Annotated in this window: 24 protein-coding genes; 9 read left to right on the top strand and 15 right to left on the bottom strand. The window is 43.0% G+C overall.

What is annotated here, in order from left to right; translation table 11 throughout:
• The 6 genes from trbJ to GO593_RS06580 form a co-directional block, all read right to left on the bottom strand.
• Positions 1–780, bottom strand: coding sequence for a P-type conjugative transfer protein TrbJ (gene trbJ, locus GO593_RS06605; RefSeq protein WP_000836966.1), 780 nt, complete (start codon positions 778–780; stop codon positions 1–3).
• Between the two features lie 140 nt (positions 781–920).
• Positions 921–1,109 carry a FitA-like ribbon-helix-helix domain-containing protein gene (locus tag GO593_RS06600; RefSeq protein WP_000024442.1) on the bottom strand — a complete coding sequence of 63 codons (189 nt, stop codon included), beginning with the start codon at positions 1,107–1,109 and terminating at the stop codon, positions 921–923.
• A gap of 1,032 nt (positions 1,110–2,141) precedes the next feature.
• Positions 2,142–3,023 (bottom strand): replication protein C, IncQ-type, encoded by an 882-nt coding sequence (gene repC / locus GO593_RS06595; protein ID WP_000743064.1) that lies wholly within the window; start codon positions 3,021–3,023, stop codon positions 2,142–2,144.
• A complete protein-coding gene (locus GO593_RS06590; RefSeq protein WP_001162384.1) occupies positions 3,010–3,837 on the bottom strand; it encodes a helicase RepA family protein in 828 nt (275 codons plus the stop codon). The genes repC and GO593_RS06590 overlap by 14 nt, the downstream gene beginning before the upstream one ends.
• Positions 3,838–3,841: 4 nt before the next feature.
• Positions 3,842–4,018 (bottom strand): helix-turn-helix transcriptional regulator, encoded by a 177-nt coding sequence (locus GO593_RS06585; protein ID WP_002035511.1) that lies wholly within the window; start codon positions 4,016–4,018, stop codon positions 3,842–3,844.
• A 192-nt stretch (positions 4,019–4,210) separates the two neighbouring features.
• Positions 4,211–5,413 (bottom strand): tyrosine-type recombinase/integrase, encoded by a 1,203-nt coding sequence (locus tag GO593_RS06580; RefSeq protein ID WP_000954590.1) that lies wholly within the window; start codon positions 5,411–5,413, stop codon positions 4,211–4,213.
• A 97-nt stretch (positions 5,414–5,510) separates the two neighbouring features.
• Between GO593_RS06580 and GO593_RS06575 the strand changes: the two genes are divergently transcribed.
• Genes GO593_RS06575 through GO593_RS06565 form a run of 3 tightly spaced genes read left to right on the top strand, consistent with a single transcriptional unit; the run spans position 5,511 to position 8,313 of the window.
• Entirely contained in the window at positions 5,511–6,383 is an 873-nt protein-coding gene (locus tag GO593_RS06575) for a hypothetical protein (protein WP_001095971.1), read from the top strand.
• A complete protein-coding gene (locus GO593_RS06570) occupies positions 6,383–7,438 on the top strand; it encodes a KfrB domain-containing protein (protein WP_000763668.1) in 1,056 nt (351 codons plus the stop codon). The genes GO593_RS06575 and GO593_RS06570 overlap by 1 nt, the downstream gene beginning before the upstream one ends.
• Positions 7,438–8,313 (top strand): hypothetical protein, encoded by an 876-nt coding sequence (locus tag GO593_RS06565; RefSeq protein ID WP_002134726.1) that lies wholly within the window; start codon positions 7,438–7,440, stop codon positions 8,311–8,313. The genes GO593_RS06570 and GO593_RS06565 overlap by 1 nt, the downstream gene beginning before the upstream one ends.
• 198 nt (positions 8,314–8,511) lie before the next feature.
• Here GO593_RS06565 and GO593_RS06560 read toward each other — a convergent pair whose 3' ends face one another.
• The 8 genes from GO593_RS06560 to GO593_RS06530 form a co-directional block, all read right to left on the bottom strand.
• Positions 8,512–8,688, bottom strand: a complete 177-nt coding sequence (locus GO593_RS06560; protein ID WP_005142541.1) for a hypothetical protein — start codon at positions 8,686–8,688, stop codon at positions 8,512–8,514.
• A 157-nt stretch (positions 8,689–8,845) separates the two neighbouring features.
• A complete protein-coding gene (locus tag GO593_RS06555; RefSeq protein WP_000350027.1) occupies positions 8,846–9,352 on the bottom strand; it encodes a hypothetical protein in 507 nt (168 codons plus the stop codon).
• A gap of 12 nt (positions 9,353–9,364) precedes the next feature.
• The gene (locus GO593_RS06550; protein WP_000887567.1) at positions 9,365–10,453 is read right to left on the bottom strand and encodes a DUF6685 family protein; all 1,089 of its coding nucleotides are present in this window, start codon (positions 10,451–10,453) and stop codon (positions 9,365–9,367) included.
• 86 nt (positions 10,454–10,539) lie between these two features.
• Positions 10,540–10,713 carry a hypothetical protein gene (locus tag GO593_RS19050; RefSeq protein ID WP_001985060.1) on the bottom strand — a complete coding sequence of 58 codons (174 nt, stop codon included), beginning with the start codon at positions 10,711–10,713 and terminating at the stop codon, positions 10,540–10,542.
• Between the two features lie 634 nt (positions 10,714–11,347).
• Positions 11,348–12,325 carry a hypothetical protein gene (locus GO593_RS06545; protein ID WP_001228897.1) on the bottom strand — a complete coding sequence of 326 codons (978 nt, stop codon included), beginning with the start codon at positions 12,323–12,325 and terminating at the stop codon, positions 11,348–11,350.
• Between the two features lie 132 nt (positions 12,326–12,457).
• Positions 12,458–13,174: a ribonuclease PH gene (gene rph / locus GO593_RS06540; protein WP_001217232.1), complete on the bottom strand. Its 717-nt coding sequence runs from the start codon at positions 13,172–13,174 to the stop codon at positions 12,458–12,460.
• 158 nt (positions 13,175–13,332) lie between these two features.
• Positions 13,333–14,475 carry a fatty acid desaturase family protein gene (locus GO593_RS06535; RefSeq protein WP_085944000.1) on the bottom strand — a complete coding sequence of 381 codons (1,143 nt, stop codon included), beginning with the start codon at positions 14,473–14,475 and terminating at the stop codon, positions 13,333–13,335.
• 30 nt (positions 14,476–14,505) lie between these two features.
• Positions 14,506–15,531 carry a ferredoxin reductase gene (locus tag GO593_RS06530; RefSeq protein ID WP_000994548.1) on the bottom strand — a complete coding sequence of 342 codons (1,026 nt, stop codon included), beginning with the start codon at positions 15,529–15,531 and terminating at the stop codon, positions 14,506–14,508.
• 173 nt (positions 15,532–15,704) lie between these two features.
• On the opposite strand from GO593_RS06530, the gene GO593_RS06525 reads away from it, so the two are divergent.
• Both GO593_RS06525 and GO593_RS06520 read left to right on the top strand, forming a co-directional pair.
• The gene (locus GO593_RS06525; RefSeq protein WP_000027529.1) at positions 15,705–16,343 is read left to right on the top strand and encodes a TetR family transcriptional regulator; all 639 of its coding nucleotides are present in this window, start codon (positions 15,705–15,707) and stop codon (positions 16,341–16,343) included.
• Positions 16,344–16,479: 136 nt separating this feature from the next.
• A complete protein-coding gene (locus GO593_RS06520) occupies positions 16,480–17,127 on the top strand; it encodes a TetR/AcrR family transcriptional regulator (protein ID WP_001047027.1) in 648 nt (215 codons plus the stop codon).
• Positions 17,128–17,205: 78 nt separating this feature from the next.
• On the opposite strand, the gene GO593_RS06515 is transcribed toward GO593_RS06520, so the two are convergent.
• Complete coding sequence (locus GO593_RS06515; RefSeq protein WP_000737567.1) at positions 17,206–17,823, bottom strand: thiol:disulfide interchange protein DsbA/DsbL; 618 nt, start codon at positions 17,821–17,823, stop codon at positions 17,206–17,208.
• Positions 17,824–18,002: 179 nt separating this feature from the next.
• On the opposite strand from GO593_RS06515, the gene ubiG reads away from it, so the two are divergent.
• From ubiG to GO593_RS06495, 4 genes are all read left to right on the top strand, one after another.
• Positions 18,003–18,716, top strand: coding sequence for a bifunctional 2-polyprenyl-6-hydroxyphenol methylase/3-demethylubiquinol 3-O-methyltransferase UbiG (gene ubiG / locus GO593_RS06510; RefSeq protein ID WP_000080759.1), 714 nt, complete (start codon positions 18,003–18,005; stop codon positions 18,714–18,716).
• On the top strand, positions 18,713–19,414 hold the full coding sequence (locus GO593_RS06505) for an HAD family hydrolase (protein WP_000973871.1): 702 nt from the start codon (positions 18,713–18,715) through the stop codon (positions 19,412–19,414). The genes ubiG and GO593_RS06505 overlap by 4 nt, the downstream gene beginning before the upstream one ends.
• Positions 19,415–19,479: 65 nt before the next feature.
• On the top strand, positions 19,480–20,226 hold the full coding sequence (locus GO593_RS06500; protein WP_000877608.1) for a YciK family oxidoreductase: 747 nt from the start codon (positions 19,480–19,482) through the stop codon (positions 20,224–20,226).
• A gap of 217 nt (positions 20,227–20,443) precedes the next feature.
• Complete coding sequence (locus GO593_RS06495) at positions 20,444–20,854, top strand: RcnB family protein (protein ID WP_000732883.1); 411 nt, start codon at positions 20,444–20,446, stop codon at positions 20,852–20,854.
• Positions 20,855–20,948 lie beyond the last annotated feature (94 nt).

Below are 20,948 nucleotides of genomic sequence, written 5' to 3'. Positions count from 1 at the left end.
CTAGTAGTTGTCTGCCGGACTCGGGCGAAACGTCCAGGTACGCATTTGCTCGGCCCTGGCATCACCTCGCGCCTCGGCATCGAGTTCTGCTGCAATCCGGGCTGCCTCCGCGTTGTGTTGGGCGGTCAACATGGTGCGAATCTGCAAGAGCTGATTGGCCTGCTGGCTGGCGAGCTGGTTGGCGTAGCCGATGGCCTGTAGCTGGCCAGTTGCACCCTGGGCCGCGCCTTGCAGCCGCTCCAGGGTACGGGCGTCATCCTTCAAAGCCTTTTGCTGGTCGGCAACGGTCTGGAACAGGGCATCGTTGGCCTTCTTTTGCGACTCTGACGCCAGGCGGCGGTTCTCTTCCATCGCTGCCTTTTCGGCCGGCGTGCATCCGCCGCTGCCGTTGAAGCATGGCGAGCTGCGGTAATAGGCCACGTCCTGAAACTTGGCCAGGTAACGATCCAGGCTGCCTAGCTGGTTCTCGTAATAGGCCAGCGTGTTTTGCGCGGCAATCAGCCGGTTGATCGTAGTCTGCGCCTGATCCCAGATATACGCGGCTGGGGCCATCGTGTTCTGGAGCTGATTTTCGTACTGCTGCAACTGGGTCTGGTACTGCTCAATCTGCTTGAGCGTCTGCGCCACCGACTCGATGGCCGTCATGATGTTCTGGGCCAGGTTGCCGCCGTCGATGACGGGGATACCAGCTTGCACAGGGGCGGTGGTAGTGGTGATAAAGCCGGTTGCGAGTGCAACGGCTAGAGCGGTTTTTTTAGCCGCTAAAATTTTGGACTTCATGGTCGTACTCCGTCGATGAAAAGAAGGCATTGCCTTGACCAAGCGTTGTGCTTGTTCTCGGCAACGTTTCATCGAAGAGCTACGCCACTAGCTGATCGGTATTGCCCTTGGCGCTGAGGCCCGGACTTACAAACGTAAAACTACTCTGTTTTTTTATCGCTTTCGGACAAGCCAACTTCCCGGCCAATCTCTTCAAGCTCTAGCGGCTGTACTGCCGCCGTCAGTATTTCGCGTATTTCCGCGTCGGTGCTCCTATCGTTGAGCGCTGCTCGAACTTTCAACGCACGGTGCACCTCGGCGGGTAAATTCCTGATAAGCACATTTGCCATATCAATACCCTTTTGGTGTACCCGACAACCATGCTATCAAAGATATTAAAAATAGCAAGACCTATACTCTTGCAACCGGCGGTAGCCGATCAGCCCCGCAGGGCAGGATTCCCGTTGAGTGCCCCCGGCGCGAATAAGGGACAGTGAAGATAGATAACCGGCTTGCCGGTTAGCTAACTTCACCCATCCTGCCCGCATTTCACCCACTATTGAAAATCTAGCGCATATCGAACGTAAAGCGTTTTATCGTCAAACAAACACCGATTCTTGGCAACATAACCGTAATCGTCACCAAATCGGCCTGCAATCGACATAGTCGCTTCAAAATCGCTGCTCAATCGGCTTTAAATCGGAACCTAAAATGCCAACAATCGACACAAACCATTCGCCCCGATGGGGCGAGTTGGACGCCAAAAAAGAAGGGCATAACCCGCCCCTCAAGTGTCAATGAACACAAGAAATTTGCCTCCCCTCCCGTCATACCACTAAGGCGACGTATTGATACTTGAGGGGCAACCTTTCCTGATGTTGACACCTTCACGCAGGTTACTGGTTATGGGCGTCCAACACACACGGCTCATTCCTGCTTGGTAATAATAAGAATAATAATCTTCTTATTATTCTTACCGAACGAATGGGCACTGCTTAGCCATTTCACGTTTCGAGCCAAGGTTTCAGTACAGATAACTACAAGTGCACACAGCGGCCCTCCAGCACCGTTAGACGCAGATTCTGCTTCAGCTCATGGAATAAGGGACTCCGGGTTGTTTTCCCCTCTCACAAGGCGTTTCAGCGGCCACTGAAGCCGCCTTCTCTTCTTGGCGTTAAACCATCGGCCTATGGCCGATTGATAAAGCCCGCCAGGGCTTTATTGGCAAGGTCAGAACGCGCCCTCAAGGCGCGAGCTGCACCGCGCATGATGGATTATCTTTAGATAATCTTGGATGGATTTCCCAAACTGCCCGCAAAGCAGCGCACCGTCTGGGTTTTCCAAATTGGGACGGGGAACGTTACGACGGCAGAAGGGGAGCGTTACGACGGTAACAAGGGAACGTTACGACGGTAAACGGGTGCAGTTGCCGTGGGGCCAGGCCTCTTGATCTCCCATTTTCCCTTGGCGTATTCGTTCACTACCCAACCCACGGCGGCAAGTTCGGCCAGTGCCTTCCGGGCAGTCTGACGGCGTTTTTTCATAGCTTCGGCATTGGCTTCATCTGGCCAGACATAGCCGCAAAGCGTGTCCAGTTCCACGCGCCCGGATTTGCCGGGGTCGATCCAGCCGCATAGCCGTTGGTGCATCAGCCGTGCCGGATCAGTCTGTAGCACCCGCACTTCCGCCATGTCGATACGGGCATATGGACGATGCCCCAGGATCGCTTCGGCAATACGCGGATTCAGGGCAACCCATAGCCTGCCGTCCGTCTCGTCAAAAGCATGACTCATCAGGTGGAACGCGGCTTGCCGCCGTCCCTTCGTCACAAGGATGGTGACGTTCGACATGCGCAGCAGGCTGGCTTTGAGCGCCTTGATGTTGTCGCCGCTATCCGTCATGCCCGTTTCTGAGAGCAGTTTGGTCAGGCTCTCACGAACCACCAAGCCGTCTTGCTCAATGGCTTCGAAACGGGGTTCAAGGAATAGCCGTAGCTGTCGCCCCGTCTCACTGGTCGGTTCCGGGGTTAGCAAGATGCCGTTCGGGCCGCCAAGGGCCACGATGCCTTGCAAAAGACGCATATCATCGGCCCCGAGAGGTTCGAATCCGACGAAACGCATGGATTCGTCCTCGCCAAAGGTGTAGGTCACGTCCAGCTTGCAGCGTTTGCGATCGCCACGCTTGAGGCTGCGGAACAGGCCAGGTGCCAAACAGTGCGCGGGATCATGTCGGACGTGGGTCAGGTCATGCTTAGGCTTCTTCACGCTGTCTCCTTTTCACCTTGCACTGCCGCTCCAGTACAGCAGGCTTCAACACGCCGCCGTCGTGCCGTCTAAACCAGAGTTCTTGAAAAGGTGCGCCATAGTTGGCCTTGCTGACGCCAAAGCGGACAAAATACCCACGCTGACAATCATCGACCCCCAGTATCTCGGCCTCGCCTTGCGTCATGCCGGATAGGTACGATTGCCAACGGATGTTATCAACCAGTACGGACGATCCACGACTGGCCTGCTGTTGATCGCCCGACCCCATCATGGCTGCGCTTTTACTCGCGTGGTGCAGAAACACAATGGAGCAGCCTGTATCAGCGGCTATGGCCTCCATGTGCCCAACAACCTGCGCCATCGGCCCGCTAGCGTTCTCCTCCTCAATGTGGAAGCGCCGCAAAGTGTCCAAGATCATCAAGCGACGACCTTCAGCGGCTCGTTTGAGAGCATCGAACCAGCTAGCAGCCATGATGTTTGGGCATTTACCGATCAAGGGTTCAATGAGCAAACCATCAGCCACGGCTTGCCGTTCCGCTGCGCTGAGGTGTGCCCCAAGGGCGTGCAGACGATGGTGAATAGCGGCCGGTGGATCTTCAGCAGGCAGATAGACCACTTGCCCGGTGGGAAACTCGCCTATTTCAAGTAAATCAGGCCCGCCTGCAATCTGTGCAGCCAATTGAAGGGCCAACATGGATTTACCAGCCCCACCAGGCGACACAAGAGCACCAACAGTGCCAGCAACCATATTAGGCAGAACATAATCAATGGGTGGCGGCAATTCCGTGAAAGCCGCCATAAGATCAAGAGCCATATAACTAGCCCTCTATAGGGCCAGGTCGCGCAGCTTGATCACCCGATGATTTACGTGCCTCAATCCACTCTTCGACCTCTGACAAATCCCAGGCGACATTTCTACTGGTTAACGCGATACGGCGTGGAAAATCCCCTCGCTGCTCCAGGTTATAAATTGTTCGTGTCGAAAGCGGGATCATCTCCAGGAGCTTCTTCCTGTTGATGAGGGTCTTTATATTTTGCATGGGTCAATACCTCTCAAATGAATAGTTGCTATTCATCGAGTAGCTGCGCGAAGCAGCTAATCGGTAATTGACCTGCCCGATGCCAATGGCGGCCTTATTTATAAATTCACGGCATCAACTTCAATGCTATCAAAGATAGCAAAAACATCAACCCTTACTGCCTCCCGAAGTCCACTCATCAATCATATCGGCCCAATCCTGCAACATCGCCGCCCGCTGCTCGCGGTACTCAGCCTTGTTGTAGACAGCCCTCACGCCCTTCTGCTCGTGCGCCAGGCACTTCTCGATCCAGTCGGTGTTGTAGCCGGCCTCATGCAACAGCGTGCTGGCTGTGCGCCGCAAATCATGCGGTCCGAACTTGGTAAGTGACTTCCCATCTTTCTGCGCCGCCTTGTAAGTCAGCGTCAGCACCTGGTTAAGTGTGGCAGCGCTCATCGGCGCATCCGAGTCGTACCGTGATGGCAAAACGAAGTCGGAACCACCGGCAAAGGTTTTCATGGCAATGAAAATATCCAGAGCCTGCTGGGACAGAAATACCAGGTGCGGGTTACGGCGTTTCATCCGCTCCTTTGGAATCGTCCACAACGCTTCGCTGAAATTGATCTCGCTCCAGGTCGCATTGGTCAGCTCGCTCTTGCGCACCATCGTCAGCAATAACAGCTTGGCCGCCGCACGGTTTGTTGGGCTTGTGCCCACTCGCTCCATGTACTGGTACATCAGCCCAATTTCTTCTGGCGTCAACGCTCGGTCACGTGGCTCGAATCGAGCGATGCTTGTTGGGCGCACCAGTTCTGCCGGGTTTTCGACCTTCTGCCCACGCTCGATGGCCCAGCGAAATACCTGCAACACGATTTCACGCACATGAACGGCGGTGGCCGGTGCGCCTCGCTCAACAATGGCATCAGCCAGCGCCCGCAAGTCTTCGTGGGTGATCTCCACCAGCTTCTGATTGCTGAATTTCGGCTTCAGCTCACGCTCATAAACCGAGCGGCGCATATCGCGGGTGGAGTCGGCCATCTGGTAGCCACGCAGCCACTTCTCCGCCCAGGCACCGAACGTCTCTGCATCTTTCACCCGCGCCTTGTCTCGGGCTTTCTCCTTGGCCGGCGACTTGCCCGCCGCAACCATCTTCTTGGCGTCACCCAACAGCTCGCGGGCTTCGGCCAGGGTGATGCCACCGACACCATAACGCCCAAAGGTGATGGTCTCCTGCCGACCGTTGATTGAGTAGTTGTAACGGAACGAGATGGAGCCGGCTGGAGTCACTGCCACATAGAGACCTTCCCGGTCATTCACTTTGTAGAGTTTGTCCCTGGGCTTGAGATTGCGCAGCTTGGTATCGGTCAGCATGTACCTTGTCCTTCTTCGTCTCCGATACCATGCTGAAAAAATCTCGAATTTATCGTATTTTTTCTTACGAAACAGTAACTTATAGAATATTAATACCATGAACACACAAAAGAACGCAGCATGGTATCGGCATCAATCATGGCATCGCCAAACCATAATACCAGCTTTAATGCCATGCTCAAACGGTGCTTGGCGCTTCCTCCCGTTGCCAGATCGTGCCAAACACAAACAAAAAAAAGCCCGCAATTACGCGGGCTTAGCGGCATTTCATGCCATCAGGTGCCTGGCTGTGCCAGACGCGGAATCATTCCGAGAAATTGTTGCCATTTCACACTCTAAAGATAATTTCATGGTGGCCTGTCAACGCCCACTACTTCAAACATTAAACGGAAAAATTGCAGAAGATATTTTTATTTACGATTCTAATGACTGGACATTAAAACAGACCGTTTCTAGCAACTCCCTTATGTTTGATGCAAAAGTATCTAATCAATTACTGCTTACAATCGCATTAGATGATCAAGACGGCCTTTTTAAGCTTGCCGTGAGGGATTTGACCAGCTCACAGGTAAACACGCTAGAATTGGGCAATGACGCTTATACAGCGCAACTAGCAACAAACGATCAAAGCCACATCATTTCTGTTATTTTAAGAATCAATAATGATGAAGATGGATCAATGTTAAATACATTGTTCATTATCGACTTAAACACCAAAGAAATTATTTATAAAAATACTGTTACCAATGGCGACGACTATTTAAATTGCCAAGTAATTAATAACAATAAGCTAATTATTGATTTCTATGATCATGCTGTACAAACATCCTATTTGAAATTAATAAATAGCCAGGGAATGGAATTATCCAAGCGCAAAGTCAATGGCATCACAACCTACGGTATAGCTACAGCAGAAAACATAGTTGCTTTGGCTGTAAATAACTATATTGAATTTATGGAGCTAGGCTAATGGCTGATATTCGGGATTTAGTACAAATTACTCAAAATACCTATCAACGCTTAACCGATCCAACAGGAAGCAAAGATTTAAAGATAAGTGGCAACTTAGATTTTGTCGGCTATGCAAAGGATGAACGTTCTGATCATGGTGGCATTGCTTATTATGACAAGGCAAAAAAAGAGGTTGTTATTGGTAATCGTGGAAGCGCTACAGCAAGAGACTGGTTAGTGACTGACCCTCAGATTGTATTAGGTGTACGTGAGACATTGGCAGATATAGCAGCAAAACGTTTTGCTGATAAAGTTATCAATGACCTAGATCGAAAGAACCAAAAGATTGAAACAATTACGTGTGTGGGCCATAGCTTAGGTGGACACCAAAGCCAAATGGTTTTAGCTCACCTAACCGACATTGCTATTCCTAATGTCGAGTGTCAAAGCGTAACGTTCAATAGTCTTGGCGTACATAAAAGTCTTAAACAGGAAAATACAGAATACAACCATGTCAATTTGCAAGTTACAGGTAACGGAAAAATTGCATTTGCTTCAACAGACCTTGTAAGCGAAATCAGAACACAGTTAGGTCAAAATTTTAATGTTCCCCTAAATGTTGGTAATCCAATATCAGCCCATAAAATGACTACAGCAGCAAAGATGCTGGATGAATATCCTGAAACCAGTAAACTTACAGCAAAAGAAATGCTCAAACTCATTCAACAAGGCATGAACATAAAAACGATTGAACAACACCAAAATAAAAATCAGGTTTATGCTGGCAACCAAACCCTACAAACCACCGTTGCAACCGCCCCCCTTTCCAACGTAACGCTTATTCCAGCTACACCAGGACTACATACAGGCAACATCATATCTGAAAACAAAACACAGATATTTCAGCAGTTAGAGAACTCTCAGAAATATGTCATTGTGCATGAAAAAGATAAGTTAGATCACATACCTAAAGTTGGTGAAAAAGTAAGCATTAGACATAATGCAAATAGCCAAATCAAATCTAAAGTTGAGAAAGTGGAAGCAAATGAAAATACAAAAACTAGAGGGCGTTAATGAAAAATATTAGTCAAATTATTTTAGTATTTACCGCAATCACAGCATTAGTTATATCCTCAGTTTTATTCGCAATTATGACCCTTTATATTCAGCCAAGCTTTTATATGCTTGGCCTGAATATGGCAATCATAGCAATATCTTTTTTATACATTGTCCATTTTATACACAAATTACTAGGAAATACTGTTAGTGATAAAAACAGTACCCCCTATGCCGTTTATTGCATTATGGCTGTGCTGGCTGGAACACTTATATTCTTCTCATTATTTTTTGGCGGTTTATATCATTTAAGAGATCAAAAGAAATTTGAAGCATCAAATTTTAAAGAACTGCAAAGCAAAGAGTTAAGCATTATAAAAGATTTAGGGAAACAAAATAATGTGTACGTTCGCTATGGTAACAAGAACACATCATGGGCCAATACAAGGCTTGTCATTCCGAATAGCTCAGGTGCATCGTTATATATTATGAATGGATATTGCGCTTTAAATTACACAGATGGATCAATCACAGGAATGAAAAAAAATCTAGTTAAAAATATTTCTAAAAGCGATTTACAGGCGCAGAAAATAGACGTGGCAAAAATTGCTATCATGGCCCATGAGCTGGCTCATTGTCTTGATATAAAAAGAGACTTTGCCACGTTCAACCTAGATAAAATTGAAAACGCAAAATCGCCAATCATAGGAAACCAGGCTATTGCACCAAAGCTAAGAAAAAATATCGTAGATATGGAAACTTATCTCGATGCAGGCGGTACGTTAGATTCAACTTTATGGAAAGAGACTTTCGCAGACCTTTACGCCATAGGCTATTATATGAAAGCAATAAAGTGTCATACTATGTTGTGTATAAGTGTTTTATTTTATTGATATTAAATTTAAATGATATTTATTGAAGTATCATACTATACGCAAAAACTAATCTAAGTATAATTCTATTGAAATAAAAAAAGTTTCATACCAAAATTCCAATATGCTGAAAATAATAAATATATTTTCTTTTTTTTGAAAATTGGTATGAAACTTTTTTACTAAGTATTACTGTTTATTATTTAGTATTGAACTTTATTACTCAAAAACATCTACTTCACTTTGCATCCAACCATCACGAAAAGCTTCCCATTTCGCCTGATGCACCCAAGAAGAATAATTGCCACTGGCCAACAGACTACCGACCAGGCCGTATTTATTTTCAAAAGCGTTACGAGCTTCAATTTCTGAAGCAATGTTTTCATTCATGTTCATTGTTATTCACCGTCCGTAATTCAATTTCAGTTGAAGTGGCTAAACGGATGGTACGCTTGGCATATGCGATGCATCCATAAAAAGTGGAACCGTGCGGATTGATTAGGTCCACGTACAAATGGCGAGTGGTGATACGGTTGATCTAGAGCAATGCGTATCAATCATGCTGACTATTCCCATGAAGCAAAGGCACTTGTAATGAGATTTTTGTTTCCTTCATCTCATGAAGTTTTTGAATCGCACGTTCTGGATCTATCACCCATGCATCAAAGAGCAGTTGTGTGACAAAAGAAAACTTCTCACCAACTTTGCGGAACGGTGTGTCGTGGCTATTCAGGAATTGTTCAAACACAAGATATTGCTGTTCGATGGCCTGGTTAAGTTCAAACAGGTCAATACAGCCCTCTATCAAGTTGTACTCACCTAAAGCATTAGGCATAAACTTCCATTTACGCTCATGGGTTAAGCCATCTACATGTAGGTAGGCATGTTTGTTGAGGCTAGTCCACTCAGGTTTCATCATGACGTAGGTGTTGTACTCGTCATCTTCAAGATAGTTGTAGTGGGTAGCATCAACGGGTTTCTTTGCTAAAACAGAAATGGCCTGTTCAAGTGTCAGACCGAGAATGAGTGCATGTGGTGTAGTTGATGATTGGTGATCCATTTTCCCTACCCCTTAGATTATCGGGCTAGTCGGTTTAGGACCACTCAAACAAATTTCGTTTTGAACGTGATTGTAGATCTCAGCCAAGTGAGGTCGTGTGCTAAAGAATTGATCTTTTGATGTATCAGAGAGGTTAGCACTCATGATGGTGAGTAGTGCTTCATTTTTGAGTTGCGCTTGAACCGCCGTCTTTAATGCACCATTCAATGAAGCATGCAGATTGTTGAATAGCGAAATAATACGGGCATTCTGATCATTTTTTTTGAAGAAGATAAAATTAACTTCACGTTCACGGAAAAACACCAGCTGATATTCAAGCCCTGATTCAGATAAATCATTCCCCATATCAATCAATGCATCATGTGTCACGGCGAACGCAGCGTATTTTGAATCAAAGTTTTGAAGTGCTTTATTTGAGATAAGATTCAAACTTACTTTGCCTTGAATCGGCACACATTGGCTCAGTTTCTTAGCCAAGTAATGTGCAGCAGCCATGTGATGTGATCCACCAGCATTTTGAACAAAAATCTTAGGGCTCCAGCCGTAGATAAAAAATTGATCAGTGGTTGTATCTGGAGAGTTCAATAAACGGATTTCTGGCCATAACAACATTTGATCTAAATTTTCCATACTCACATCACTAATGTAATCAGGGCATGCGTTTTTTACAAAATCATCAATGCTACGGTACTGGCTTAAATCCGACTTGGAATTTGAGAACCCCCCAATTTCAGATAGGTCAAGTAAGCATGGTGTTTCAAGATGAATGGTTTCTGCAAAAATCGGGTTAAATACTTCAGCCAATTCTTCAGCAAAGGTAGAGATGTAGAACGGCTTATGATTTTGCGTATCTTGACCAAGGTAGCTGATGGAATCGTTATCTTTGGCATGTGGATTCAAAACAATGTTTTGGCCTGGTACAAAATTAGTAGGAGATATACCAGTCATACAAAGAGAATCTTTGATTTGATGAAAAGGGAAAACATCGGTCATGGCGATGCTGTCAGAATTGACTAAATAGGTATCAATAAAGGGTTTTAGCTTGAGATTCTTATAAAGCTTATGTTTTGGTGAAAATACCGAAAGTAAAGTGTCTAACATTTTAAGCACTCCATTGATTAATGCTTTATTAAAACTAATAAAGACATATTAATACAGAAAGTGCTTATAAGTATTTTTTTGGAAAATTAATTTAAGAATTGCGTTTGAGTGGTATTAGTTGCAAGTGGTTGTACGGCGTTGTTATCGACAGACTTTGAGTACTGTTGCACTTCAATAATTCGCACACCTTTAACGTGTAAACGTGTTTTATAGTCAGTCATTCCAAGTGTTTGTAAGTCGTCTAGCTGTTCTTTAGTCATTGCCTATATCCTGTATATTAGATGTGATTTAAGGGCAATTTAATTGATGTATTAAGGATTGTAAAGGGTAAAACACAGTTCATTAAACTTTTTATGAAATGGTATATACCGATTAAGCCTAAAACAAAATAAGGTTTTAAGAAGTGGTTTAGTCATGTTTAAGAATATGCACGTTAAAACTAAGTTATTTTATTAAAATGAATCTATACTAGGGTTAAAACCAAACTGGATGCCAATATGTGTTCAAACATTGAAACTTACGCCGTGAACCTATCCAATGTACCTAAAGCTATCTCTTGCTTGAATATGTATGACTTTCAAACGTTAGCACTAGGACCAACCTTTTACCCGGATTTACACTTGCAGATCGCCACATTCCATATACGGCGTTATTGGTTGCATTTGATGTGAATGCGTCTGAAAAGTTTCGCTTACTCGAAATGATAGTGCCTGAAGCCATTCCGCTGTCGCAGTTGTTGTTATTAGCCATATTCAATGAAACGCCGTATAAGAGCGAATATTAAATAGCCCAATACATGCCGAGTGATGAATTAAGGCGTATTAAGTACAAACAGCTCACCCAAAAAAAACTAAAGGCTGGATAACCAGCCTTATGTCTTCTACATGGATGCGTTTAGTCATCCTTTTTTTTGATTGTAATGCCTGATCGTAATGAAGCTGAAGAACCTTTTGAACCAAGTATCACCAACAATTTTTCAAAAGTAACGCATTCGTGCGAGAACGGGTTTTTCATCAAAGCTTTTTCAAACTTAGCTGCATACTGTTGTTCTACGAATTCCATTTCATTTTGAGTGCTATGTGAGATGGCTTGATCAAGACTGGCTTTGTTTTCCGCAATGTATTGTGTCTGATCTTCAGGTTTTACATGGCGTGGCATCTGAACAAGCTGATATTCAGTAATTGGCGCAACGGTTAAGTCATATCCTGTTAGGATCTCTTTCAATTCATCATAGTAGCTGTCTAGGTTCATTGGTGTGATTAAGGCGCGAGTCACAGCTTCAACATCACTTTCCTGTTGAGCCTGTTCAGGTTCGCTTATACGTTCACCATAGATATTAAATTCAGCATCAAGATCCGCATTGTTGTAAGCACCAGCTTGTACTTGAGGTGAAATGTCAGAATCTTTACCGAAGTACTGGAACTGTTTTCGCTTCTCAATAATCTGGTCTTTAATGTTTGCTTCTTTTTGTGCTGAAACAATACTTTCACGGTGTTTTTGTTCTTTGGAGATTTCACCTTTCGCCGTGGACGAAGACATTACTGTTCTTTGTCCAGGTGCCATCCCTTCAGGTGTGATGGATTCAAGACGTCTTGCTTCAAGAATCTGATGTACAAAATCTTGAGTAAAGTCTTTTACCGTGTTGTTGTTTTCGTACAAGGTGTTATTGAGCTTTCTGCAGATCTCAAAATCACCAAGCGCCGTGACATTGGCAGATGAATTGTTGTCTGTCAGTAGCGTATGTTTTTCCTCAATCTCATGAATGAAGTCTTCAATTTTTAAAGTAGGATCGTAGATTTCAGATTTTTGGATATTGAAGATTGGGCAAAGGTCATTTAAGCGTAAGTACTTTAAAATTGAAAGTTTTCGCATTGGTTTTTCCCAAACGGTTTAAATGCGAACTACTAATAAAGCGAAAAGGTGACAGGCAAGTGATGTTTTTATGTCGATTTGATGAAGGCATAAAAAACGCATCCGAAGATGCGTTTTTTAGAAAACTTAAACTTACCAGCCTAAAGCTTCTTGTTGCTTTTTAATGAGCTCGGCAATTCCTTTTTCGGCCATTTCTAACATGGCATTGCTTTGAGCACGGGTAAACGGTTTGTCTTCGGCAGTACCTTGAATTTCAATAAACTCGCCTGCTTGTGTCATCACGACATTTAAGTCAGTTTGACAGTTCGAGTCTTCTTCATAACAAAGATCAAGCAATACTTCGTCTTGATACATGCCTACAGAAATTGCAGCAACTAAGCCTTTAAGTGGATCTTGCTTAATTTTTTTCTGTGCAAGTAAAACATTCATCGCATCAACCAATGCTACAGCAGCACCAGTGATTGAAGCAGTACGTGTACCACCATCTGCCTGAATGACGTCACAGTCGATGGTAATAGTATTTTCACCAAGCTTTTTCAAATCAACCATCGCACGTAAGCTACGACCAATGAGGCGTTGGATTTCTTGAGTACGACCAGTTTGTTTGCCACGAGCAGCTTCACGATCACAACGTGAGTGTGTTGAGCGCGGTAACATGCCATATTCTGCTGTTACCCAGCCTTGACCTTGGCCTTTTAGAAAGCGTGGCACTGAGTTATCAATGCTTGCAGTACAAAGGACTTTGGTGTGACCAAATTCGACCAGCACAGAACCTTCAGCATAACGGGTGTAGTTTCGTGTAATTTTCACTTCACGTAATTGGTCTAATGCACGTTGGTCAATACGCATAATCCTTCCTAAATTCTCTTAAATACAAACTTGGGCATAGTATAGCAAAGGATTTTGACAGGTTGAGTTTATTCCCTACTTTCAAATGTAAGTCTGCACTTTTCATGACTTAAAAATAAAAATAGCCCCTTTTTAGGAGCTATTTATTGGTCTATCTATTAGGCAAATTTGAATTTTGCTTTTAATTTTTCTAATGTCTGCATCACTTTTGCAGTGGTGTGGTTTGGTAATGAGCATTTTGCTAAACGCACCCATACACTCCAGAACTGACGCATGAAATTAGCTTCATTGTAGTTAATGCCGTATTCTGCACAGAGTGCCTTAATTTTCGGTGCTACTTCTTTATAGCGGTTGGCAGGCATATCTGGAAATAAATGGTGTTCGATTTGATGGCTTAAATTACCACTCATAAAATGAAGCCATTCTGTACCACTAAAATTACTTGAACCACGAATCTGACGTAAATACCACTCTGCCTTAGTTTCAGTGTCGGTATTATCCGGCTCAAACGTTTCTGCATCTTCAGTAAAGTGGCCATTAAAAATCACAGCAGATGACCACAAGTTACGAATAATATTAGCAACTACATTGCCTGCAAAAACCGGTAAAAACATAGGACCAGAGATCACAGGGAAAAACACATAATCCTTTAAAACTTGGCGTGTTGCTTTTTTACGGACCTTAGCCGCATCTTTCCACACCTGTTTCCAGCTTTTGGTTTTATAAACTAATGCATCTTCAAGATGTAGATTTTGTACACCTACATACCATTCAAAGAAAAACATTAACTGTAGAGCCAAAGGAATATTAAATAGGTGACGAGGTTCCCACTTCTGTTGATCGCTTACTCGCAAAATGCCATAACCGACATCATGATCTTTACCGACAATATTGGTATAGGTGTGATGTACATAGTTGTGTGTTTCACGCCAGTCATCACCAGAGGCAATGGTATCCCAATCATAGGTATTACCATTCAGACTTGGTTCATTTAACCAGTCAAACTGACCGTGCATAACGTTATGACCAAGTTCCATGTTTTCTACAATTTTAGAAATACCCAGTAAACCTGTACCCAATAACCAGACAGGAGGAATCCAGCCACCAAACATCAACATGCCACGTGAGGCGATTTCGGTATAGCGAACAAAGTTACGGACTTTGTAGATATATTTTGCATCTTGCTCACCAAGACTTTGCATAACATCTTGACGAATCTGCTCAACACGGCGGCCAAATTCTTCAATTTGCTCAGGGGTTAAATGAGCAGATTTAGAAGCTATAGAAACTTTTAATGCCATATTCATAGGGTTAATCCTCTGTAATTCTTTTTATAGATCAATCGTGACTGGGCTTAATGCCTGGCTCACGCATAGTTTAATTGGACGGTTCGGTTGGTCTTCAATTTCACCTGTTAACAGGTTTTGAGTAACTCCGCTCACTTTGGTACAACTGCATTTATTACAAACACCCATACGGCAGCCATGTTGCGGGCGTAGTCCCGCCTGCTCTGCACTGCTCAGTAAATTTGTTTCAGCTAAAAATTCGTGTTGAGCACGGCGGAAAATAACAGGCTGTGCTGCATGTGTACCAGTCACTTGAAGTGGTTGGAAATATTCTTGATGAAGCTGAGACTGAGCACCTTTTTGCACATAAATTTCATTCGCCTGCTGCATCATGCCGTGGTGCCCACATATATAGGTCGCAGTCTGCGCAAAATCTGGAACCAACTTTTGCAGTAAGCTTTCAGTTAAATGCTGCTTTTGCTCGCTGGTATTAAAAAAATGATATTGAAGCTGTGGATGCTGTTCTGCCAAAGCTTTTAATTCAGCATGAAAAATTTCCGCACGATTAAAATAAATGACATGAATTTGTTCAAGCTGCTGTTTCAAAGCTTGCTGCAAGAGTGAATAAATTGCAGTAATACCGCTTCCTGAGGCAATCAAAATCGCAGGCTGCTGACCTTGATGCAAAGTAAAATCACCTTGTGGCTGTGAAATCTCAACACACTCGCCTACATGTAATAGTTGAGCTGCACGAGACACCAAGCCTTGTACTTTAATACCTAAAGCGATTTCACCTTGAGTGGTTACTTCAATAATCGAATAGCTACGTTGTTGGTAAACGCCATCGATAAGCAACGTCAGTAGAATGCTTTGTCCCGCACAAACCTGTTCGAAATTAAAATTACGATTTGGTTTAAGTTTTATCAGTACCATATCGGTATGAAGTGGCTGAACAGCGGTAACTTCTGCAAGTACCCTTTTCCAAGCCCAAGTCGCGTTAATTTTCTGCAAAACAAAATCAACGAAATCTTCTCGAACCCAATGTGGTTGATAGTTAAGTGTTGCGTTCATACGTTCCTCTTTTGTTTCTGGCTATTTATTTGAGTGAACACATGTTCGTATAGTGAACATATGTACACTATATTTATAAGTGTTCACTCAGTCAACACTTGTTCACTATTTTTTTTATGAAAGTTTGCTCTTTTTTGTTAGACTTTGGCTCACGGTTTAAATAGGTTTTTTTAATGTCGATACGGGATGAACGAAAACAGCAAAGTCGTCAGGCACTTCTGGATGCAGCCTTGCATCTGAGCACGTCTGGGCGTTCGTTCAGTAGTATCAGTTTGCGTGAAGTTGCACGTGAAGTGGGTTTAGTGCCAACAGCGTTCTATCGTCATTTTCAAGACATGGATGAACTCGGGAAAGAGTTGGTTGACCAAGTTGCCCTACATTTAAAAAGCGTTTTACATCAACTTGGCCAGAGTTATTTACAGCACAAGTCTGCAAAAACCCAAACCAGTATTGAGCTATTTGTGCAGGCAGTGAATCATAGCCCTAAACAGTGGCAATTTATGATTGCTGAACGTTGGGGTGGTTCAGAGACGGTCCGTGCAGCCATTGCTAGAGAAATTGAATTTTTGATTGAAGATCTCACAACAGATCTGACTAAACTCGAAAATTTTAAACATATTCAAAATCCTCAAGACTTAAATGTCTTATCTACCATTTTGACCAATATGTCATTTACATGGGCAATGACGTGGCTCAACCTCGCCAAACAATATCAAGGTGAGCAACTTAAACAGCAACAAACTGCATTTATTGAAAATGCGTCTACACAAGTTCGCTTACTGTTTAGAGGCATTGCTAACTGGGAACGGTAAAACTGGCAAATGACAAAAAACAGGTTATGTGTTAATACGTAAAGAGTGAAAGAAAAAGGCGAAAATTTCGAGAAAAGTCTTTTTCTTTTTACAGGAAGTAAACTATTCGTTAGGCCAAACTGGTGTGGGAATACCTATGAATCTTGATCGTCATACACAGTTTTTGATGCGCAAAGAAAAAATTCTAAGCGTTGCAGAAAAATTGTTACTAGAAAACAATCAGGAAATTACTCTAGATGAATTAGTGGCCGAGCTAGATATTGCAAAAGGTACGCTTTATAAGCACTTTAGAAGTAAAAATGAACTTCTGCTTGAATTGATTATTCAAAATGAAAAACAAATTTTAGAAATTTCTCAAAAATATAATACTGATTTTAAAGAGTATGCACCACGGTACATGCTCCACCATTTGCTCACACCGGGAAAAACGATTTTATTGCATCAACTTGAAGAAAATCTGACGATGACAGAGTCTAAGTTGAAGCATCTTTTTGAAGAGCTTTATGAAGTTCGTCAACAACGTATTCTAGCGATTAAAGATATTACAGAAAGTTATTTAAAATCATTAAATTATGACATGTCGATTCGTGACTATTTATCTTATATCTGGTCACTCACTTACGGTGCATCGTTGCTTTTAAACTCAACTTATTATCAGCGTTCGATTGGTTCTCGCCAAAAATTAATTAATTTATATATTAATCAAGCATTATCACTACCTACCCAAACCACCAATTTTGATGCGCTCAATTTTCAGATTGAAGACGAGAATTCTCAAAATTAATTGAATTATTTCGTGATTATGAAATAAATTTTATAAAAAAAGGGCTTCTTATGAAGCCCTTTTTAAAGCAATAAACTATTATTTTGCCTTACGTTCTTTTTCAATTAAGTAATTAAGGACTTGAGTAACTTTACCATCTTCACCCTGTACAACATATTTACCATTAACGACAACTGCTGGAACACCTGTTAATTGGTACTGTTGAGCAAGTTTATTTGACTCGGCAACTTTTGCAGTTACAGCAAATGAGTTGTAAGTGCTATTAAATTTTTGTTCAGGCACACCGTAACGAGTAAAGAATTTAGCCGCAGAAGCCTGGTCAAAAATCTGCTGACCATTCACCTGAATTGCATGGAATAATGGTAAATGCGTGCGCTTACGTACACCTAATGCCTCAGATGTATAGTAAGTACGTGCCCCTTGTTCCCATACTTTGTTCATGGCTGCTGGCGTACGCACAAAACGTACATCACTCGGAATTTGTTTTAACCACGTTTGCATATGTGGTTCAAGTTTAAAACAGTGCGGACAGCCATACCAAAAGAACTCACGAACTTCGATTTTCCCCGGTACTTCCACTTTGCCTGGATTGGCGATTACGGTGTAGTCTTTACCAGCAACAAAATCTGCTGCCATTGCACTACCCGATACGGCCATAATTGCTGCACTCAAACCACCCAAAACCAATTTTTTCATTGTTACAGCTTTTCCTCTAAGTTGTTATGCATTAGCTTATGCCCTAAATATAAAACAAATATGCTAAATTCGTTTTGCTTCTGTGAAGTTTTTTATTGGGTTTATCGCTTTTTTCCCAATAATCGCTACACTAACGGCGAACTACATCAAAAAGATAACCCAAGTTTAGAGGTGACACCATGTCGCAATTGAATGTTGATTTACAAGAAATCGCAAAATTTGAAGCACTTGCTGCCAAATGGTGGGATCAACATTCTGAATTTCGCCCACTTCATCAAATCAATCCTTTACGCTTGAACTGGATTGATGAACGTGCAGGTGGCCTTGCCGGTAAAAAAGTACTTGATGTCGGCTGTGGCGGCGGTATTTTGGCTGAAAGCATGGCACGTCGTGGAGCAGATGTACTGGGCATTGATATGGGTGAAGCGCCTTTAGCCGTAGGCCGTTTGCATGCTCAACAAGAAAATGTTCAAAATATTGAATATCGTCAAATTCCAGTTGAAGAGTTGGCGCAAGAACAAGCAGGCCAATATGATGTGGTCACTTGTATGGAAATGATGGAACATGTTCCAGACCCGGCATCCATTGTGAAAGCATGTCAGACTTTGGTTAAACCAGGTGGCCATGTGTTCTTCTCGACCATCAACCGTAACCCGAAATCTTATTTATTCGCCATTATTGGTGCTGAATATGTACTGCGCATGCTGCCAAAAGGTACGCATGATTATCACAAGTTTATTCGCCCATCTGAAATGGCACATGACATTCGTAATGCAGGCTTAACTTTAAAAGAAATGACAGGCTTGCACTACAACCCAATTACGAAGCGTTATTGGTTAGCACCAAATGTTGATGTTAACTATATGGTTCATACAGTAAAGACAGGTGCATGATGAAGGCTGTTTTATTTGATTTAGACGGCACTCTCATCGATACGGCTGCCGACTTTATTCGTATTATTCAACAAATGTGCCGTGATGCAAGACGCCCTGTTGTAGAAGCCGATCTTATTCGTACACAAGTGTCTGAAGGTGCCCGTGCCATGGTCAAATTGGTCTACCCAGAGCTGGATGTGACTAATCCAATTTTCTTGGCACATCGACAAAATTTTTTAGATTTGTATGGCAATAATATTGTTGTCGATACTGACCTGTTTGAAGGGATGTATCCACTTTTAGAAGAGTTAGAAGCTCAGCAAATTCCGTGGGGTATTGTCACCAATAAACCACGTGGTTTAAGTGAATCTCTTCTAGAAAAGTTAAACCTGACAGAACGCTGTGCGGTTTTGGTATGTCCGGAAGATGTTTCTAAAACCAAGCCAGACCCGGAACCTATGTATTTGGCTGCAAAGCAGTTAAATATCCCGGCAAATGAAATCATCTATGTTGGGGATCACCCACGTGATATCGATGCTGGTCGCAATGCTGATATGTATACCATCTTGGCAGCTTATGGCTATTTACCTATCGAACATCGGGATGATTTAAACGCTTGGCAAGCCGATTCGATTGTAAATACGGTGACAGAATTACACGAGTTGTTACGTCAAAAGCTTCCTGCTCTACAGGAAAATCAGCGTATGATAAGTTAACACAAGAGTTTTATAAGCTTTTTTAACGGTTACTTATATCAATATAAAAAGAAGGAGGTTTACCAATGAAATATTCAGAATATCAACCTCGTCCGGATCTACTCAAAGATCGAATTATTTTAATCACTGGTGCTGGTGATGGAATTGGGCGAGCTGCGGCCCTCAGTTATGCTTTACATGGTGCAACTGTCGTCTTGCATGGTAGAACCTTAAATAAACTTGAAGTAATTTATGATGAAATTGAAGGTTTAGGCGCACCTCAACCTGCTATTTTACCCCTCCAGCTTTCGAGTGCTTCCGATCGCGATTATGACTTTTTAGTAAGTACACTAGAAAAACAATTTGGTCGTCTGGATGGCATTTTGCATAATGCGGGTATTTTGGGTGAGCGGGTAGAACTTGCACATTATCCAGCAGAAGTATGGGATGATGTGATGGCAGTCAATTTACGTGCACCTTTTGCTTTAACCCAAGCTTTATTACCGCTATTACAAAAGTCAGAAAACGCTTCTGTCGTATTTACCAGCTCAGGTGTAGGCCGTGAGGCACGCGCGCTCTGGGGTGCGTATTCTGTCTCGAAAGTCGCGATTGAAGCGGTGAGCAAGATTTTTGCGGCTGAGCATACTTATCCAAATATTCGCTTTAATTGTATTAACCCAGGGGCTACACGTACTGCCATGCGTGCTAAAGCTTATCCTGAAGAAGATCCGAAAACATTACCAACACCTGAGTCCATCATGCCGGCTTATCTTTATTTAATGGGTGAAGATAGCTTAACGCTCAATGGACAAAGTATTGATGCACAGGATTAAATAATTACAGATGAAAAGCTAAAATAATTTATAGCCGATCATCACATCTGGCTTGGCTATACCTGAAAAGATATATACAAGCCTTTTTTATTATTGAGAAAAACGCTGGATTTATCCGTAATTTTAATTGAAGCATTAAATGATCTTCACAGTTTCTCTGCATTTTGCGCGTACAGTATTCAACATGAGAGACATCAGATGTAAACGAGGATGCATCATGAAAAAGTTGTTCACCATCTTAGCCCTTTGCATCACTGTACTGTCCACCAGTATGGCAAGCTTTGCTGATCCTCCTTTTGACCGAGGACATGGCCCGAAAGGTCCTAAAGGCGGACCTCGTGGTGAATGGAATGATCGTGGGCATAAATTTGACCGTGACGATAATGGTGATCGTGTTCGCGATGAACGCCGTATGCGTGAGGAACGTGGCTTTGAGCGTCTGAAACAACATCGTTGGCAGCCAGGTTATGTGATGCCACAGCACTATCGTGGTAATGGTTATAAAGTCGACTATAAAGACAATAACTTACCTAAACCCGATCGTAACCAGCAGTGGTACAAAATTAACAATGACTATATTTTAGTCGACACGGACTCTAACAGTATTGTGAGTATTCGCGGTTTCTAAGATAGATAGCTCCTCACTATCGCTTAGTAGGAAAGGATAAAGCTGATCGGCTTTATCCTTTTTTATTTTTATATCAATATGATATAGAAATTTA

The organism is Acinetobacter baumannii (assembly GCF_009759685.1).
Lineage (GTDB): Bacteria > Pseudomonadota > Gammaproteobacteria > Pseudomonadales > Moraxellaceae > Acinetobacter > Acinetobacter baumannii.
This window is presented reverse-complemented; position numbering and strand designations above follow the sequence as displayed.

Excerpts from the sequence above, each read along its gene's own strand:
- ubiG (WP_000080759.1), top strand. The coding sequence starts at position 18,003 with ATGTCGCAATTGAATGTTGATTTACAAGAAATCGCAAAATTTGAAGCA.
- GO593_RS06495 (WP_000732883.1), top strand. The coding sequence starts at position 20,444 with ATGAAAAAGTTGTTCACCATCTTAGCCCTTTGCATCACTGTACTGTCC.
- GO593_RS06505 (WP_000973871.1), top strand. The coding sequence starts at position 18,713 with ATGATGAAGGCTGTTTTATTTGATTTAGACGGCACTCTCATCGATACG.
- GO593_RS06560 (WP_005142541.1), bottom strand. The coding sequence starts at position 8,688 with ATGAACATGAATGAAAACATTGCTTCAGAAATTGAAGCTCGTAACGCT.
- GO593_RS06550 (WP_000887567.1), bottom strand. The coding sequence starts at position 10,453 with ATGTTAGACACTTTACTTTCGGTATTTTCACCAAAACATAAGCTTTAT.
- GO593_RS06545 (WP_001228897.1), bottom strand. The coding sequence starts at position 12,325 with ATGCGAAAACTTTCAATTTTAAAGTACTTACGCTTAAATGACCTTTGC.
- GO593_RS06575 (WP_001095971.1), top strand. The coding sequence starts at position 5,511 with ATGAACACACAAAAGAACGCAGCATGGTATCGGCATCAATCATGGCAT.
- GO593_RS06580 (WP_000954590.1), bottom strand. The coding sequence starts at position 5,413 with ATGCTGACCGATACCAAGCTGCGCAATCTCAAGCCCAGGGACAAACTC.
- GO593_RS06525 (WP_000027529.1), top strand. The coding sequence starts at position 15,705 with ATGTCGATACGGGATGAACGAAAACAGCAAAGTCGTCAGGCACTTCTG.
- GO593_RS06535 (WP_085944000.1), bottom strand. The coding sequence starts at position 14,475 with ATGGCATTAAAAGTTTCTATAGCTTCTAAATCTGCTCATTTAACCCCT.
- GO593_RS06520 (WP_001047027.1), top strand. The coding sequence starts at position 16,480 with ATGAATCTTGATCGTCATACACAGTTTTTGATGCGCAAAGAAAAAATT.
- GO593_RS06585 (WP_002035511.1), bottom strand. The coding sequence starts at position 4,018 with ATGATCCCGCTTTCGACACGAACAATTTATAACCTGGAGCAGCGAGGG.
- GO593_RS19050 (WP_001985060.1), bottom strand. The coding sequence starts at position 10,713 with ATGACTAAAGAACAGCTAGACGACTTACAAACACTTGGAATGACTGAC.
- GO593_RS06600 (WP_000024442.1), bottom strand. The coding sequence starts at position 1,109 with ATGGCAAATGTGCTTATCAGGAATTTACCCGCCGAGGTGCACCGTGCG.
- rph (WP_001217232.1), bottom strand. The coding sequence starts at position 13,174 with ATGCGTATTGACCAACGTGCATTAGACCAATTACGTGAAGTGAAAATT.
- GO593_RS06515 (WP_000737567.1), bottom strand. The coding sequence starts at position 17,823 with ATGAAAAAATTGGTTTTGGGTGGTTTGAGTGCAGCAATTATGGCCGTA.
- GO593_RS06500 (WP_000877608.1), top strand. The coding sequence starts at position 19,480 with ATGAAATATTCAGAATATCAACCTCGTCCGGATCTACTCAAAGATCGA.
- GO593_RS06555 (WP_000350027.1), bottom strand. The coding sequence starts at position 9,352 with ATGGATCACCAATCATCAACTACACCACATGCACTCATTCTCGGTCTG.
- trbJ (WP_000836966.1), bottom strand. The coding sequence starts at position 780 with ATGAAGTCCAAAATTTTAGCGGCTAAAAAAACCGCTCTAGCCGTTGCA.
- GO593_RS06530 (WP_000994548.1), bottom strand. The coding sequence starts at position 15,531 with ATGAACGCAACACTTAACTATCAACCACATTGGGTTCGAGAAGATTTC.
- GO593_RS06565 (WP_002134726.1), top strand. The coding sequence starts at position 7,438 with ATGAAAAATATTAGTCAAATTATTTTAGTATTTACCGCAATCACAGCA.
- GO593_RS06570 (WP_000763668.1), top strand. The coding sequence starts at position 6,383 with ATGGCTGATATTCGGGATTTAGTACAAATTACTCAAAATACCTATCAA.
- GO593_RS06590 (WP_001162384.1), bottom strand. The coding sequence starts at position 3,837 with ATGGCTCTTGATCTTATGGCGGCTTTCACGGAATTGCCGCCACCCATT.